The organism is Pseudoalteromonas sp. BZK2 (assembly GCF_014349195.1).
Lineage (GTDB): Bacteria > Pseudomonadota > Gammaproteobacteria > Enterobacterales > Alteromonadaceae > Pseudoalteromonas > Pseudoalteromonas simplex.
In genome coordinates this window covers 43375-59293 of sequence record NZ_JACSOG010000014.1, presented here as the reverse complement: position 1 = coordinate 59293, position 15919 = coordinate 43375, and the positions used below count along the sequence as shown (strand labels likewise).

The following is a 15919-nucleotide window of genomic DNA, read 5'->3' as shown; positions in this document are numbered from 1 at the left end:
GCTCTTTTTTAGCTTGGTGGTTATAGGCCAGATTTAAGGCTGGCTTCAATAAATTTATCTAAGTCGCCGTCAAGAACCGCTTGTGTATTACGGTTTTCAACGCCAGTACGTAAGTCTTTAATGCGCGAGTCATCAAGTACGTATGAACGAATTTGACTACCCCAGCCAATGTCAGATTTAGCATCTTCTTGGCTTTGTTTTTCAGCATTTTGTTTTTGAATTTCAAGTTCAAACAATTTCGCTTTTAACTGCTTCATTGCTTGGTCTTTATTCTTGTGCTGTGAACGCTCATTTTGGCACTGTACAACAGTGTTAGTTGGTATGTGAGTAATACGAACCGCTGACTCTGTTGTATTTACGTGCTGACCACCTGCGCCTGATGCGCGGTAAACGTCAATACGTAAGTCTGCCGGATTAATATCAATTTCGATATTATCGTCGATTTCTGGGTAAACGAATGCCGATGCAAACGAGGTATGGCGACGACCACTTGAGTCGAACGGGCTCTTACGCACTAAACGGTGAACACCTGTTTCTGTACGTAACCAACCGTATGCATATTCGCCAACAAAGCGCACTGTTGCGCCTTTGATACCAGCCACATCACCATCCGTTGCTTCAACCAGTTCAACTTTAAAGCCTTTTGCTTCACCCCAACGTAAATACATACGCAGTAGCATGTTGCACCAGTCTTGGGCTTCAGTGCCGCCAGAGCCTGATTGTAAATCAAGGTAAGCATCGTTTTGGTCATGGTCGCCTGAGAACATACGACGGAACTCTAGCTTTTCAAGCTGTGCGTTTAAATCGCCTAATTCAGCTTCAGCTTCAGCGAAGGTTTCTTCATCTTCTGCTTCAACAGCAAGCTCAACTAAACCTTCAACATCTTCGGTACCAGACACTAGATTATCAATGGTCTCAACAATAGCTTCGAGTGCCGACTTTTCACGGCCAAGTGCTTGAGCTCGCTCTGGCTCATTCCACACTGCTGAATCTTCAAGTTCTGCGTTAACTTCTTCTAACCGCTCTTTCTTAAGAGGGTAGTCAAAGGTACCCCCGAAGCAGTTCAGTACGTTCGCGAATTTCCTTGATTTGATTAATCACAGGATTCACTTCAAACATGTACATTACTCCAAAATGGCTGATTTACCGCGCACCGATATCGACAATAAATACGGTAAATTATCTACAAATATTAAAAACGCCCGATTTTAACAAAAAACCGAGCGTTTTATTAGCCTTTTATGTCGATTATAACGATATTTTTATGTCGCTTTTTGTAGCTCTCGAATAATCAACTGTAACGAGAATTTACCACGGAATTCATTTATATCGAGTTGATAAGCAGCTTTCACATAACGCACTTCGGTATCTGGCCATGCACGCACATCAACCCCAAATGCAATGCCATCAACTAATCGTCCAGACTGATGTTTTAAAACTAGTTTTAAGTGTTTTTCACCGACAATGCGCTGCTGTATTACTTCGAATACATGTTCAAACACTGGCTCTGGAAATTGCTGACCCCAGGGGCCGGCATTTTTTAGCTGGTTTGCAAACTCCATCGAAAAGCACTCATTAGGTAATTCACCATCGGTAAGTAAAATACTTTGCTTATGCTCTTCAGTGAGTGTGTCTGTCACCATTTGCTCAAACACGGTTTTAAATTCAGTAAAACACTGCTCATTGATACTCAGCCCCGCTGCCATGGCATGGCCACCAAATTTACTGATCAAATGCGGGTAGAGTGTATTTACTCGCTCAAGCAAATCACGCATATGTAGCCCTTCAATAGAGCGGCAAGAGCCTTTTATTTCGCCGTTATCGCCAGCTGCAAAAATAATCGTCGGGCGGTGATACTTTTCTTTTAAGCGGCCAGCCAAAATACCAATCACACCTTGGTGCCAATCAGCTTGGTATAAACAAATGGCATCAGGCACTGACTCGGTTTTAAATGCTAAACGATCAAGCACCGCTTGTGCTTCAGTTTGCATACCCTGCTCTATTTCACGGCGCTCATGATTGAGGCTGTCGAGCTCACTGGCAATACGGCGAGCTTGGTTTATATCGCTTGATAACAAACAGGCTATACCTAAACTCATATCATCTAAACGCCCAGCTGCATTTAAGCGTGGTGCCAATGAAAAGCCAAAGTCACTGGCACTTAAACGGGCCGCATTGCGATTTGCCACTTCAATGAGAGCACTAATACCAGGGCGTGTTTTACCACTGCGAATACGTGCTAAACCTTGATGAACTAAGGTTCGGTTATTGGCATCAAGCGCGACCACATCGGCAACGGTACCAAGGGCTACAATATCAAGTAACTCAGCCAAATTTGGCATTGGATTTTGCTGAAAGTACCCTTGTTCACGTAAGTGGCTACGTAAAGCAATGAGCAGATAAAAAGCCACCCCAACGCCTGCTATCGATTTCGATGGAAACTGACAGTCATGGCGATTCGGATTCACGATAGCATCTGCATTTGGTAGGGCTTCACCTTGTAAATGATGATCAGTTACCAGCACCTTAATACCTGCTTGCTTTACAATGGCAATGCCATCGATACATGAAATACCGTTATCAACGGTGATCACAAGCTCGGGTTGCATGGTTACTATTTGCTCAGCAAGTGCGGGGCTTAGGCCATAACCTAGGCTGAATCTGTCTGGTACCAAGTAATCAAGGTTCTTTAAGCCGAACATAGCAAGACCTTGCATTAAGGTTGCTGTGCTGGTTGCACCGTCGGCATCAAAGTCACCGACGATTAACACGCGACTTTGATCCGCGAGGGCTTGTTGTAATAGCACAACAGCTTTGTCGATATCTTTAAACAGCTTAAAGTCATGTAATGTTGCAGCGCTATTATCGAGTTCAGTGGCACTTTGCACCTGCCGAGTCGCATATATTTGCTTAATTACAGGATGTAAATGGTGTGGTAAATGCGAATCATCAACATGAGGACGAGCTTGAATTATTTTTTCCATGTCGGAAATGGTACTTCTTTGCTTAAGACAAATAAAAAAGGCCTACGACAAATAGGCCTTTTCGTTAAAAAAATCAGTTATGAAGATGTTTTTGGTAAAGCATCAAGCGCTTGGCTAATTTGCGCAGCTGATTGATAACCAGGGATCATGGTACCATCTTCTAAAATAATTGCCGGTGTGCCCGACATTCCAAAGCTTTGACCTAGTTGGTAGTGCTCTGCAATTGGTGCGTTACAACCAGGCACGACAGCGACTTCTGCACCCGCTTTTGCTTCTGTTAATGCTTCAGCAGGGTCTTTAGCACACCATACATTCATTAAATCTTGGTAACCTTTACCACGTAAACCACCACGTGGGAAAGCAAGGTATTTAACCGTGATACCCGCATCTAAGAAGTCATCAAGTTCACGGTGTAATTTACGACAATAACCACAGGTGATATCGGTAAAGACTGTGATCGAATGCTTTTCGTCTTTCGCTTTGTAAACGATCATTGAGTCTTCGTACTCAGCAACACCTTCTTTACGAACGTCACTTAGAGCATGCTCTGTTAAATTAACTCGATTATTAAGGTCAATCAGTGTTCCTTGCATTAGAAATTGACCGTCAGGGCTTGCGTACAACACACCTTTGTCAGTAATTAGTTCTTTAAGACCTGCCACTGGGCTTGGGTTGATTTGCTTAACGGTTACGCCTAATTCAGCAAACTTAGCAATGATAGGGGCATCAGCAGCGTCTGTTGTTGATACGCCATTGGCAAACACATTTAAGCTTGTGCCTAGTAGTGCTGTGGCTAAAACTAACTTTTTCATAAATATCCTATATCCTGATCATTTTTTATATAGACCGGTACATCTTTAAAAATCTTGCACTAAGCACGTGGATGATGTTGCTCGTGTACCGACTTCAATCTTTCATTCGCTACATGGGTATAAATTTGTGTTGTTGATAAGTCACTGTGACCTAACATCATTTGCACGACTCTAAGGTCCGCCCCATGATTAAGCAAATGCGTTGCAAACGCGTGTCTGAGCGTATGCGGTGATAACGGCGATTCAACTGATGCCAAAATAGCATAGTGTTTGATGCGATGCCAAAAAGTTTGTCGTGTCATGCCAATCCCGCGCTTTGATGGGAACACAAAGTCAGTGGCATGTTTAATCATTTGCGAACGACCCACTTTTAAAAACTGCTCAAGCCAGTACATTGCTTCTTCGCCTAAGGGAACTAAACGCTCTTTATTACCCTTACCTTTTACAAAGACCACCGCTTGGCGCAAATTAATTTGCTCCATTCTGAGTCCTACTAGCTCTGTAACACGAAGCCCAGTAGCATATAACAGCTCAAGCATAGCTTTATCACGAAGCCCCATTGCATCTTCTATGTCTGGGGCTGCAAGCAAAGCTTCGACTTCGGCTTCTGACAGTGTTTTTGGTAATGACTGCCCAGCTTTTGGCTGAGCAATATTGACCATCGGCGAATCGGCAATGGCTTTTTCGCGTACAAAATACTGATAAAAACGCTTAAGTGCACTGATGCTTCGCGCTGTACTGCGCGACTTCAGTCCTAAATCAACACGGTATGCTAAATACGCTTCAATATCATCTGAGCGGACAGCCAGTAGGTCTTTATCTTTTAAAAATTGGCAAAACTTTTCAAGGTCACTGCGATAAGCGGCGAGTGTATTTTCGCTGACTCCCTGCTCAAGATACAGCGTATCTAAAAATAACTCTAAATGTTCGGCGTTATTTGCTGTTATTACACCTTTTTGGGCTTGTGAATTATTATCAGCCACGCGTACTCTCATCCTTATCAAGGTATCAATTGATTATACCTTACGGTAAACTTACGCCTATCATATCAGGCAAATACACAGTGATAAATACGATGCAGATTGGTTTATTTTATGGTTCTACAACCTGCTACACAGAAATAGCGGCAGAGAAAATTCGCGATATTATTGGTCACGACATCGTGAGCCTTCACAATATCAAAGATGAGCCATTAAAAAATGCAGAGCAATTTGATTTCGTGATCTTCGGCATTTCAACTTGGGATTTTGGTGAGTTGCAAGAAGATTGGGAATCAATCTGGGACGACATTAAAGATGTTAACCTAAACGGCAAAACCGTGGCTCTGTTTGGTATGGGCGATCAACAAGGTTATGGTCAGTGGTTCCAAGATGCACTTGGCATGTTACACGATGAAATTTGTGATCAAAGCATTACCTTGTTAGGCAAATGGCCTAACGATGCAAGTTATGAATTTGAGGCTTCAAAAGCACTCACTGAAGATGGCAAACAATTTGTTGGCTTAGCCCTTGATGAGGACAGTCAATACGAGCTTAGCGATGAGCGTATCGCAAGCTGGGTTGAACAAGTCATGACTGAGTACAGCGAAAGCTTGTAAGTCATGAATAAAAAAGCCAAGCATTGCTTGGCTTTTTTAATGGTTATTCAACACGTTGCCAATATTGATTACGATAGAAAAATGCAATATATCCGCGTACTTCAAGCACCTTACCTTGTTCTTTTGGAGTCAGTTTAAGGGTATAGGTTTTACCATTGTTTGGGTCTAGGATTTCCCCCTCTTGCCAGCTACCATCACCGGCATCTTTAGCACCTTCTATAATTTGTAACCCTAAAATTGGCTGATTTTTCTTATCACCTTTACACTCTTCGCAGATTGCATCTTGCTTGGCTGGGTTAAGGATTTTTTCAACACTACCAACCAATACACCATCTTGCTCACTAATACGTACTAAAGATTTCGCTTCATTCGTTTCTTCGTCAATGGTTTTCCAAAGACCCACTGGCGTCAATGCGGCAAAGCTCAACTGAGAAAATAATAAGGTAGATAAAACAATTGATAAACGGAACATAAAAAACTCGTATAAAACTTAAGACTTTGGCACTATATCAGGGCTTAAGCAAACACACCATTTTGCTTAGCTCTGAAATCGACACAACATTGCGAGGGAACACAATGAGTCAATTCACATTAATTACCGGTGATATTGTCAGTTACGACAGTAATCAGGTTGCTACAATTAACGCCACGGGCGAAATAAAAATAAATCGCTTTGCTGAGCCATTATTTATTCCTGATAGCGCTAAAGCCGCCATTGAGCTGGGTCGGCTCGATGATAACTTGTTTAATTTAAAAAAGTTATTACGCTCAGGCTATGCCGATCCCTGCCCTACGACCCGCGTGCTAATTGAAACCACACATCCTTTACCTGACATCGAAGGTCTGCTGGTCAAACGTCGCTTTAGCATTATTGATTTTTGCAGCGCCGAAATAGAAAAGTCGCACAGTAAAGCTGTATTAGATACCCTATTAAAGCTTGAATATGTTCAGCAAATTCAGCTTGATGAAGTCATGCAATTACAACCACCGGTACAATTTAACAATCAATAAAGGTACAATAACTTATAAGTATGCTAAACAGCTCCTTCATTTGTAAAAGGAATAACAATGAAAAGTGCGCTACCAATAATAGCTGCCGCAAGCATTTTGCTCGCAGGGTGTGATGAATTAGAAGTTGAAGAAACTCATAACTTTGGCGACGAAATGTATGAGAACAATTACACGCTCGTAAATACCACTGATTTAGAAGTGGATTATTACATGGCGAACACTGATTTATTTGGTGATGCTCAAGAAGTTAAAGACTCTGAATACTATGTTGATATGCTTGCATCGCAATCACCTCCCGTTGATGTAATACATGCTCACAATGAACGCAGTCGTATTTCCTTTTATGTAGTCGATCACAGCGACACAAGTAACTCAGCCACACAGATGTATCAGGTAGCTCAAGATCAACCTTATCATTTTGTGGCTTGGCAAAATGAAGAAAAGCTCCGTTTAACACTCGTCAAAAAAGCCAATGATAATAAAGATGACTTTTTTGCGATTCGTATTCTCGCAACTGAAAACCTTCGCTTAAAAGTCGAAAAACAACTCGTTAATTTATATCAGAATCAATTAAGTTACTGGTACCACATTGATGACTGCGCTGATGACTTGAAAATATCAAGAATTAACGATGAGGATAAGCGAGTCTATGAACCCGTCTCAATCTGCGACGCATCATATGGGCAGTCATATACCTTGCTCTTAAGTGAAGATGGCCTTGAAGCGAGCATTGCTGAATAACCATTACATCTTTAGGTAAAAAGCTTTACATAGCTCCTTATAATCTTGGCTGTAGCTGCCATCAGCTGCATGTATGGTTAACGACGTTGTTTCGCATTCACCGTTGTTTTGGCTGAATAGCATCAGGCTTCTGCTCGCTTGCTTTTTGTCGGTGGTGCGAACCAAGCAATGGCGGTTTAAGTACCAGCCAGCTTGCTCGGCAACAGCAATGAATTGTTGTGCCTCTACGCAAGGCAAGATCACATTCAAGCGTGTTTTACTGTGACTCAGTCTAGAACATGATGCTATTAATTCGCTGAAGCTAAGGCCATCAGTATGGCGGGCAGTATTTCGAGCATGATTATCACCTTTTAGGCTCGCATTAAAATAAGGTGGGTTAGTGATGATCGCATCAAAAGGCTCTGCTGCACTAAATGACTGCACAGCTCCTTCGAAAAGGTTTATATCAGGCCAAGGGCTAGCCGCAAAGTTGTCTCGAGCATCATTACAGGCATCAGAATCAATTTCAATGGCACTTACTTTTGCATCAGGCATTCTTTGTTTTGCCATTAACGCCAACAACCCTGTGCCTGTACCAATGTCTAAAATGTGCTTAGCACCACTCACATCAGCCCACGCCCCTAACAAAATACCATCGGTCGATACTTTCATCGCTGCGCGCGTTTGCGTTACCGTAAATTGTTTAAACACAAAGCCTGACATTTTTTCACCTTTTCATTCACCACAGCCGCGTTAACGCGTATAATTAGGCTCAATTGTCCTCTATTTATGTCACTCTATGCAATTTTCTGAATTTGATATCGATAACAAGCTGTTAAATGCCATTAATAAAATGGGTTTTGATACGCCAACCAGTATTCAACAACAAGCGATCCCTGAAGCACTTCAAGGTCGTGATATTTTGGCATCTGCCCCTACTGGTACGGGTAAAACAGCCGCGTTTTTGATCCCTGCAATTCAATACTTGCTTGATTTCCCGCGTCGCGATCCTGGCTTTGCACGCGTATTGATCATGACACCAACCCGTGAGCTTGCTTACCAAATTCATGAGCAATGTGAATTACTCGCAGCACAAACTCATCTTAAAATTGGGGTTGTGACAGGTGGTATAAACTACGGGACACACAGAGAAATTTTCGAAAGCAATAACGATATTCTCATTGCCACACCAGGGCGTTTAATGGAGTACCTCGAAACAGAGAACTTCCATGCTGAAAACGTTGAAATGCTTATTCTTGATGAAGCTGACCGCATGCTAGACATGGGTTTTCGTAAAGAAATGCTACGCATTTGTGATGAAGCACGTAACCGCCGTCAATGTTTCTTATTCTCAGCCACCCTTGAAGGTGACAGCGTTGAGTTATTTGCAGAGCGAATCTTAAACGATCCGGCACTGCTTGAAGCCGAATCTTCACGTAAAGAAAAAGGCAAAATCCATCAATGGGTTCACCTTGCGGATGACTACGACCACAAGCTAAAAATGTTGGTTGAAACGTTAAATGGTGACGACATTCATAAAGCAATTGTGTTTGTTAAAACTCGTGAACGCCTTGAGACACTGGTTGGCGAGCTAAATAACGAAGGTCTTCGTGTTGCTTGGTTACGCGGTGAAATGCCACAAGATAAGCGCATGAAAGCGATGGAAAACTTTCACTCTGGCCGCAACAATATCCTAGTTGCAACAGATGTTGCTGCTCGTGGTATTGATGTTGCTGATATCAGCCATGTTATCAACTTTGATATGCCACGCACCGCAGACGTATATGTACACCGTATAGGACGTACTGGCCGTGCTGGTAAAAAAGGCATTGCGATATCATTTATTGAAGCTCATGATGTGGCAATTGTTGGTAAAGTTGAGCGCTACATTGAGCAAAAGCTTAAACGCCGCGTAATTAAAGGGCTTGAGCCACAGCACAAAGAAGCGAAGATCCCATCTAAGAAGAAAAAAGATCCAGTAAAAATGAAGGCAAAGAAAAAAGCCAAAGCTAAAACGAAGAAGAAAAAGTAGTTTTAACTTTAACATCATAAAAGTAAAAATGCCGAGCTTGCCTCGGCATTTTTGTACCCTACCCTTTTTACTTATTTAGTGTGTAATTAGTTCACACTTTCTTACCCATACAGACCGGCAAAAATAGAAAATCAATTAAATTCAAAAACTTAAAAAATGGAATAATAATTGTAACTGGTTCAGCAATAGTTCACAGCAGACTAGAACAACGAGGGAATTGTATGAGCCGCTTCAAATTAACCATAGTAATTACTTTATTAAGCTGTATTTTTTTACTTGCTTGCGCAACGAATGTGAGTGCCAATACTAGCGTGCTAACAACCAGCACATCGGCACAACCTCGCCTACAACAAATGGCCCTGAAAAAGTTAACAAATAATCCGAATTTTAAGATTAAGCATCTTCAGGTGATTATCGATGGCAATACTGTTGAATTAAAAGGAATTGCAGAAACAGGATTTCAACGTGCTTTAGCGCAGAAATTTTTGGAGCACAGTCATGGTGTAACCCAGATCAGAAATAACCTTAAAGTGAACGCATTAAACAACCCGACACTTTAAGGTTAATAATTTAACAGAGGTTTATTTACCGCTTGCTTGTAAATTAATGTAGCTAGCTAATTCTTCTGGCTGCCCCATTAACGCCATAATCTGTTGGTTTATCTCCATCATGGTTTTTCCTTCAGGTAAGCTTGCTGACACAGTCAATTCAGACAATCCACTTACGAAGTTTGTGATAGCAGCTGCTAGCTCTTCACTTACTGGCGCCTGTTGTAACTGCATGGCAACAGTCTGTTGGAACTGCTCGTGGCTCATACCTTGTGCTTCTAAGAAACTATCAACAACTGCTTTAAGCTCACCTTCGTCGGCGATCGACATATTAATGCTACGTGGCTCAAGTTGAGTCATTGCAGCCATCATTTTTGATTGCTGTTGCAGTTGTTGCTCTAAAGTCAGCTCTGCACCTTGCGCTTCATTTTGCATTTTACTTATTGCCATTGATGCTTCCATTAATGGCGTTGAGTTGGCAAGGCCTAAGTTAAAACGCACATCAGCAACTTGGTTTGCAATAACGTTTAAAGCAAAATCACTGCTACCAGTGTCTTTATCATAATCTAGCGATGAATTTACGTCATAGCTTGCAGATGCTAACTTATTGTTCGCATTTTCAGGAAGTTGCGCTAAAAAGTCATCACTAAAACGAAAGCTCTTCATTACAAAACCAGTGTGAGGCGGCACTGCATCGACTTCATATCCTGTCACTTCAATATTGTCGATTGTGGCAATCATCTCATCACCAGTATAGCTTTGTACCTTAATCCCTGAAAGCTGCATGCTGCTAGCAAATACATTTGCTGAAATATCATTGTAAGTAATATCTACACCACTTTGCGCTGATAATGCACTTATTTGCTGATCAACGACCTTTTTTACTTCCTGTGTAGCTGCGTAGTTTGCGTAAAACGCACCGCCAACAGCCGCAGCAACAACCGCTGCTATAATTAACTTTTTCATTTTATTTCCTTTAATTGGTGTAAATTTTTAGCAGTGTATCATTAGTTGATTAACGACAATAGTTCATGCACGGTTTTCACTGGCGTGATCTTAGCGCCAAGCCCTTCCATTGATTTATGGTAATTGCGATGCGGAATAAAAATCTCTGTAAAGCCGTGTTGCGCAGCCTCCTTCACTCGAGGTACGCCGCTGTCGATTGGCCTTACATCACCATTTAAACTAAGTTCGCCCATAATACAGGTGGTGCGTGGTACAACAAATTCGTTCAAGCTGCTTAATAACGCTGCAACCAATGCTAAATCGATACAAGTCTCTGACTCATCGATTTTTAAGCCACCGACAATATTAAAAAAGGTGTCGTGAAAGATTTTTGTCTTTGTGTGTTTACGTAAAATTCCCGTGAGCATCTTAATACGGTTCATGTTCAAACCAACACATACCCGCTGTGGAAACTCAGCTTCGGTTTCTGTAGTTAAACATTGAATTTCGAGTAGTAAGTTACGGTTACCTTTACGTATACAGGTAATAGCTGAGCCTGGGGATTCTGTGCTTGAACCTGATAAAAAGATTTCGCTCGGATTATCAACGCTCAGCATTCCGCGTTCACACATTCTGAAAATACCCACTGTGTCGATATCACCAAAACGGTTTTTATTGGCACGCAATGTTCTGACTTGCCCATCGTTAGTATCAATATGCAGTAAGGCATCAACTATATGTACCAGTGTTTGCGGCCCAGCAATTTCGTTATTTTTGTTTACATGGGCAATGATGAACATAGTTACATCGTTTTGCTTACAGTATTGCGTTAATGCCTGAGCTGCACTTTTTACCTGTGACGGTGAACCTGGACTACCATTTGCCGTTTCTGTCACCACTGCCTGAATTGAATCGATAACTGCAAATTTAATTTTGTTTTTATCGAGTTCTTCAATGATTGCTTCAACACTGGTTTCAGAAAGCAAATAAAGCTCATCTTCGTTATAATCTAAGCGCAAGCGATTCACTCGGTTTTTAAACTGAGATAAAGACTCTTCCGCTGTACAGTATAAAGACGGCATCAGCTTTGACATACGTGCAACTAAATCAGACAACAAAGTCGTTTTACCGGCACCAGGGTCGCCTGAGATAATGTTGACGGAACCTGTCGTTACACCACCGCTTAATACTCTGTCTAACTCACCGATTTCAGTAAGGCGTTTTTCTGCCTCGGTGGTTGCAACTTCGTTGATTTTCTTTGAGCCACCGCTTGCGATACCGGCATAGCCTGCCACTGCAGCACGACTTGCCGCTTGCTTTGATTGCCCTGCCGATGGTTTAAATTCTGCAAGTGTATTCCATGCACCGCACTTACACTGCCCTTGCCAGCGCTGATAGTTCATGCCGCACTCAGTGCAAACAAATTCGATTTTTGCTGATTTTGCCATTCGGCCTTACCTATTGAATTATTCTATTTTGACTAATTAGTAACTTAAAAAACTGACTAGCTAAATATTTCATGTATAGTAGTTTTATGAGCTGAAGCCTTTGAACTTAAATCTGTTCGGCTTTTTTACACAGCTATAAGCGCAATAAAAAGTGCTTTAAGGCACATTTTTTGCTTATAAATAAAACTTTACAAATCTTGCCATTTATTTGGCAGGTACTTATAACAATAACTAATACAATAAAAAAGTAGCGATTACTCAAGTTTTAATAATGTACTGCCTGCAAGTATACCTACTTTTTTAGATAGACGGTGATGGTTTTATAAATGGCTGAAGACATTTTGCTTAAATATGAGAGCCTAGTTGAAGAGCTAAAGGCGCATTTAGGCACTCCTAAGTTTGACAAATTATTTAAATCAAAGACAGCTAGCTTAACGAAGCCAGAGCAGTTTTTGATTAAAATGGAAATGTCACGCTTATCTCAGCCAGTAGCTCGCTTTATTGATTTACGTGGTCAAGTAACTGGTCAAGTCAAACCCTACGAATATGATGGCAAACAACACTTTATGGACGATACCGCCATTGAAGTGTTCGAAGATGCTATAAAACGCCACGGTGGTTATACTCTTGCTGTTTACGAAGCGGTAATGAACACCGAAAACAATCACCGGGTAATGCAGAAAAAAGCCGCTGAGCAAGCTTTAGCTGACGATAGTGCCGCTACAGAGCAGCCAGCTAAGGTTATTAAGTTTGCATCATACGAGAGTCGCCGCGAAGAGCGGATGAATTACTCAATTAAAATCACCGTTGAACTCGATAAAGACAACAAAGTTGCAGCATCAACGTCTGATATTTCTCTGAGCGGCGCTAAAATAAAACTAGCTCCACGTTATCAAGTTAAAAAAGGTCAGTTAATAGGTCTTCGCTTAGTTGGCTTAGAGCAAGATTTTGAGCTTGGTTTAAAAAACGGTATTCAATATGAAATCGTAGCGGTAGAGAAAGTTTCTCGTGAATATAACCATATACGCCTAAAGCGTACCTTTATTGAAAATAACGAAAAATTTGATGAGTTTCTAGAAAGCTTTATCCATGGCAATAAACGTCGCTATAAGGTTAATCTCGACAACACCTTAGATGCTGTTGTTTCAAAAGGCTACGAGCAATACTATATCCCTCGTGTTACCTCACTTTATACCTTTTTAAGCCTACAGGGTGATAAGCTATATCCTAGCCTTGCGCTAACCACAGAAAATAATATTTTTATTCAACGCTATTTTTGTGATGAGCGTAAGTTGTCTTGCCTGTACAGCATCATCAATCAACAACGATTGGGAGACTTACTAAGCTCTCCAGAAGCTGTTAAAGAAGAGTATTTATATACTTTTACTCATACCGTTGCCGGGAAAATTTATTATTATTCTGCAACTCGATCTGAGCTTGATAGCCAACCAAACTTAAAAAATTTATTTTTGGGATTTGGTAGCCAGAAAGATAGCTGGCAATGCTTTAAGCTTCAGTTGATGCCAAGCCATCCGGAAGATTCGTATATTCCACTGTCGCTACCAAGCAGTGCTGGTAAAAACATCGAAAAACTAAATAAGCCACCGACACCTCGTGTGCAAGGGTTGATCAAAGATGTTAAATATCTACTTATTTTGACCTCAATCGGTACTAAGTTTGAACAACAAACGTACCAACAGCTTGATTACAATAAAGATGCGGTAAACCAACTTAAACAGTTTGGTCACAGTAAGCATAAAACGCCCCCTCATTTAGAGCCTGTGGCGCTTGAGTATGTGAACCTTCGTGCTCATAAACGCTATTTATACAAAACAGCTGTAAGTGTAGAACACCATGAGCAAACTATTACAGGCCATACCCGTGACTTATCTGTGATGGGCTTACAAATTGAGTTCGACCAGCCTGTTGAGTTCAAAAAAGGCGATATCATTAAATTAAACTTGCCTGAATTGCAAAAAATCACCAAAAAGCATGATTTAACAAACCTTGCTTATGAAGTCATGGCGGTGAGTAAGTCACTGACGACCGTGAATTTAAAAGTGCATCGAATTACTGACTTACCGCATATGGCAATTAAGTTTTTCACGGTATTAATTGATAACAACAAAGACAAGCTACGTGTTTGTGAAGAATCCCCTAAAATTCCAGGGCTATCAACTGCACTAAGAAATATGGTGACTAAAAGCGTATGCCAGTTTCCGTTTTATTTACATAAAGAAGCAGCGCATTTTAAAACCGGCGCTATTGGCCAAGGCTTATACCCAAGCCCACTGCATGTTTTATTACAAAATTTTGGATTGTTAAATGAAACAACTAGTATCGATGGTTTCTTATCGACAGATCAAATTACAGAAGTGATCACACCGCTGATCAAAGACCGTAGTCGCCAAGACCCACCGTTACCATTCACTTTATTTGTTCGCTTTGACCCACGTAAAACTGTTATAAGAGATGCCATTACTAGTCGTTGTATTAGTGAAGATGACTATAAACCACAAACCTTGTTTGTAAAAAAAGCACTAAAAAGCGATTTAGTATATATTTTCAGGCTGTACATTTCTCGCACAGGGCGGCCTGATATTGATTATTTGGCGAATGAATTGAAATATATTAGCCAGTACGCATTACATAAAGCAAAAGATCTTGAAGAAGCGCTATGGGCAGTAGCTGGCGTAGGCGATATAATTGATATTACCGACGAAGCGCTTACCCATTTTGATATTGACCAAAGGTTGATCAATGAAATGAGTAAACGCAAAGCAACATGGTTAAAGCGAGTAATCTAATGGTAGGCCAAGCAAGTAGGCAACTTGTAGTAATGAGCCTTCATTAATTGCTGTTTGTGCTTGCTCAACTACTTTCTGTTTACCGTGCACAGCAACACCAAGCCCTGCAGCAGCCATCATTTTTAAGTCGTTTGCTCCATCACCCATGGCAACAGTTTGGCGGTTATTTAAGGTAAGCCTTTGTTCGATTCGTTTAAGTACACGGGCTTTTTCCTCAGCATCAACTATCGTGCCTATGACCTTGCCTGTTAAACGATTATCTTTGAACTCAAGGGTATTCGCATGCACTTCATCTAAATCAAGCAGTGACTGCACTTGCTCTGCAAAAGGCACAAAGCCACCTGATGCGATTGCTAAATGCCAATTATGCGCTTTTAGGTATTGGCATAATTCACTCACCCCCGGCATCAGCGGTAAACGCGCTTTCAAGGCATCAATTAAGTCACCATCGATACCTTCAAGCTTAGCAACACGCTGCTTTAAGCTTTGTGCAAAATCTAGTTGACCAGCCATAGCTTGCGCGGTTACCGCTGCAACTTCGTCATAAACATCGGCTAGGCGCGCAATTTCGTCGATACATTCAATAGTAATAGCTGTTGAGTCCATATCCATCAGCAATAAGCCTGGTTCATTTACCGTTGGCGGATCCGTTAATTGCACCAATTGAATACCCAATTGCTTTGCAAATTCCACTAATACTAGTGGACTAAGTACTGTTGTTGTTTCGCTATGAAAGCCCCACGCTACTGGCATGTCTGCGACTGGCTGATAACAACAAAGCGATAAATTACTAAACCCTTGCGCGGCTAAAAAATCACTAATCGCGAGTAATTGCTCAGCATTAAGCTCATTACCAAAAGCAATACTGAACACGCCTTGATTTGCTTTTGGCGTAAAGTCTGTTGTAATAAGGTGTTTATTTTCAATTTTATACCAGCAATTTAGGCTGATTTGTTCAGCTAAATTTGCTGAAGGTGTAGCAGCTAAGCTAAGCTGTGACATAGTGGCTCCACAT

The 15919-nt window shown here is 41.3% G+C and carries 15 protein-coding genes; 6 read left to right on the top strand and 9 right to left on the bottom strand.

Annotation, left to right across the window (positions count from 1 at the left end; translation table 11 throughout):
* Nucleotides 1-20 precede the first annotated feature (20 nt).
* The 4 genes from prfB to xerD form a co-directional block, all read right to left on the bottom strand.
* Nucleotides 21-1119, bottom strand: a protein-coding gene (gene prfB, locus BIZ38_RS10500; protein ID WP_105181232.1) for a peptide chain release factor 2 whose coding sequence is annotated in 2 segments (ribosomal slippage) — nucleotides 21-1043 and nucleotides 1045-1119 — 1098 coding nt in all. Because the reading frame shifts where the segments join, the coding sequence is not laid out codon by codon here.
* Between the two features lie 143 nt (nucleotides 1120-1262).
* Nucleotides 1263-2984: a single-stranded-DNA-specific exonuclease RecJ gene (recJ, locus tag BIZ38_RS10495; protein ID WP_054551250.1), complete on the bottom strand. Its 1722-nt coding sequence runs from the start codon at nucleotides 2982-2984 to the stop codon at nucleotides 1263-1265.
* Between the two features lie 77 nt (nucleotides 2985-3061).
* Nucleotides 3062-3796 carry a bifunctional protein-disulfide isomerase/oxidoreductase DsbC gene (gene dsbC, locus BIZ38_RS10490; RefSeq protein ID WP_054551249.1) on the bottom strand — a complete coding sequence of 245 codons (735 nt, stop codon included), beginning with the start codon at nucleotides 3794-3796 and terminating at the stop codon, nucleotides 3062-3064.
* Nucleotides 3797-3855: 59 nt separating this feature from the next.
* The gene (gene xerD / locus BIZ38_RS10485) at nucleotides 3856-4743 is read right to left on the bottom strand and encodes a site-specific tyrosine recombinase XerD (protein ID WP_229677541.1); all 888 of its coding nucleotides are present in this window, start codon (nucleotides 4741-4743) and stop codon (nucleotides 3856-3858) included.
* Between the two features lie 128 nt (nucleotides 4744-4871).
* Between xerD and fldB the strand changes: the two genes are divergently transcribed.
* Nucleotides 4872-5393, top strand: a complete 522-nt coding sequence (gene fldB / locus BIZ38_RS10480) for a flavodoxin FldB (RefSeq protein ID WP_054551247.1) — start codon at nucleotides 4872-4874, stop codon at nucleotides 5391-5393.
* Between the two features lie 43 nt (nucleotides 5394-5436).
* On the opposite strand, the gene BIZ38_RS10475 is transcribed toward fldB, so the two are convergent.
* Entirely contained in the window at nucleotides 5437-5865 is a 429-nt protein-coding gene (locus BIZ38_RS10475; protein ID WP_138619817.1) for a DUF2147 domain-containing protein, read from the bottom strand.
* A gap of 104 nt (nucleotides 5866-5969) precedes the next feature.
* On the opposite strand from BIZ38_RS10475, the gene BIZ38_RS10470 reads away from it, so the two are divergent.
* Entirely contained in the window at nucleotides 5970-6404 is a 435-nt protein-coding gene (locus BIZ38_RS10470) for a hypothetical protein (protein WP_138619818.1), read from the top strand.
* A gap of 57 nt (nucleotides 6405-6461) precedes the next feature.
* Nucleotides 6462-7145, top strand: coding sequence for a hypothetical protein (locus BIZ38_RS10465; protein WP_187490238.1), 684 nt, complete (start codon nucleotides 6462-6464; stop codon nucleotides 7143-7145).
* Between the two features lie 3 nt (nucleotides 7146-7148).
* Here BIZ38_RS10465 and BIZ38_RS10460 read toward each other — a convergent pair whose 3' ends face one another.
* Nucleotides 7149-7847, bottom strand: a complete 699-nt coding sequence (locus BIZ38_RS10460) for a tRNA1(Val) (adenine(37)-N6)-methyltransferase (RefSeq protein ID WP_166340642.1) — start codon at nucleotides 7845-7847, stop codon at nucleotides 7149-7151.
* Between the two features lie 76 nt (nucleotides 7848-7923).
* Here BIZ38_RS10460 and srmB point away from each other — a divergent pair, with 76 nt between their 5' ends.
* Nucleotides 7924-9156 (top strand): ATP-dependent RNA helicase SrmB, encoded by a 1233-nt coding sequence (gene srmB / locus BIZ38_RS10455; RefSeq protein WP_055198154.1) that lies wholly within the window; start codon nucleotides 7924-7926, stop codon nucleotides 9154-9156.
* A 221-nt stretch (nucleotides 9157-9377) separates the two neighbouring features.
* Nucleotides 9378-9716 (top strand): BON domain-containing protein, encoded by a 339-nt coding sequence (locus BIZ38_RS10450; RefSeq protein ID WP_054551241.1) that lies wholly within the window; start codon nucleotides 9378-9380, stop codon nucleotides 9714-9716.
* A gap of 21 nt (nucleotides 9717-9737) precedes the next feature.
* Here the strand turns inward: BIZ38_RS10450 and BIZ38_RS10445 are convergent, their stop codons facing one another.
* On the bottom strand, nucleotides 9738-10670 hold the full coding sequence (locus tag BIZ38_RS10445; RefSeq protein ID WP_138619821.1) for a hypothetical protein: 933 nt from the start codon (nucleotides 10668-10670) through the stop codon (nucleotides 9738-9740).
* A 41-nt stretch (nucleotides 10671-10711) separates the two neighbouring features.
* Nucleotides 10712-12097 carry a DNA repair protein RadA gene (radA, locus tag BIZ38_RS10440; RefSeq protein WP_054551239.1) on the bottom strand — a complete coding sequence of 462 codons (1386 nt, stop codon included), beginning with the start codon at nucleotides 12095-12097 and terminating at the stop codon, nucleotides 10712-10714.
* A 326-nt stretch (nucleotides 12098-12423) separates the two neighbouring features.
* Here radA and BIZ38_RS10435 point away from each other — a divergent pair, with 326 nt between their 5' ends.
* The gene (locus BIZ38_RS10435; protein ID WP_187490237.1) at nucleotides 12424-14904 is read left to right on the top strand and encodes a PilZ domain-containing protein; all 2481 of its coding nucleotides are present in this window, start codon (nucleotides 12424-12426) and stop codon (nucleotides 14902-14904) included.
* Here BIZ38_RS10435 and serB read toward each other — a convergent pair.
* Nucleotides 14887-15906 carry a phosphoserine phosphatase SerB gene (gene serB, locus BIZ38_RS10430; RefSeq protein WP_054551237.1) on the bottom strand — a complete coding sequence of 340 codons (1020 nt, stop codon included), beginning with the start codon at nucleotides 15904-15906 and terminating at the stop codon, nucleotides 14887-14889. The two genes, BIZ38_RS10435 and serB, sit on opposite strands and share 18 nt — an antisense overlap.
* Nucleotides 15907-15919 lie beyond the last annotated feature (13 nt).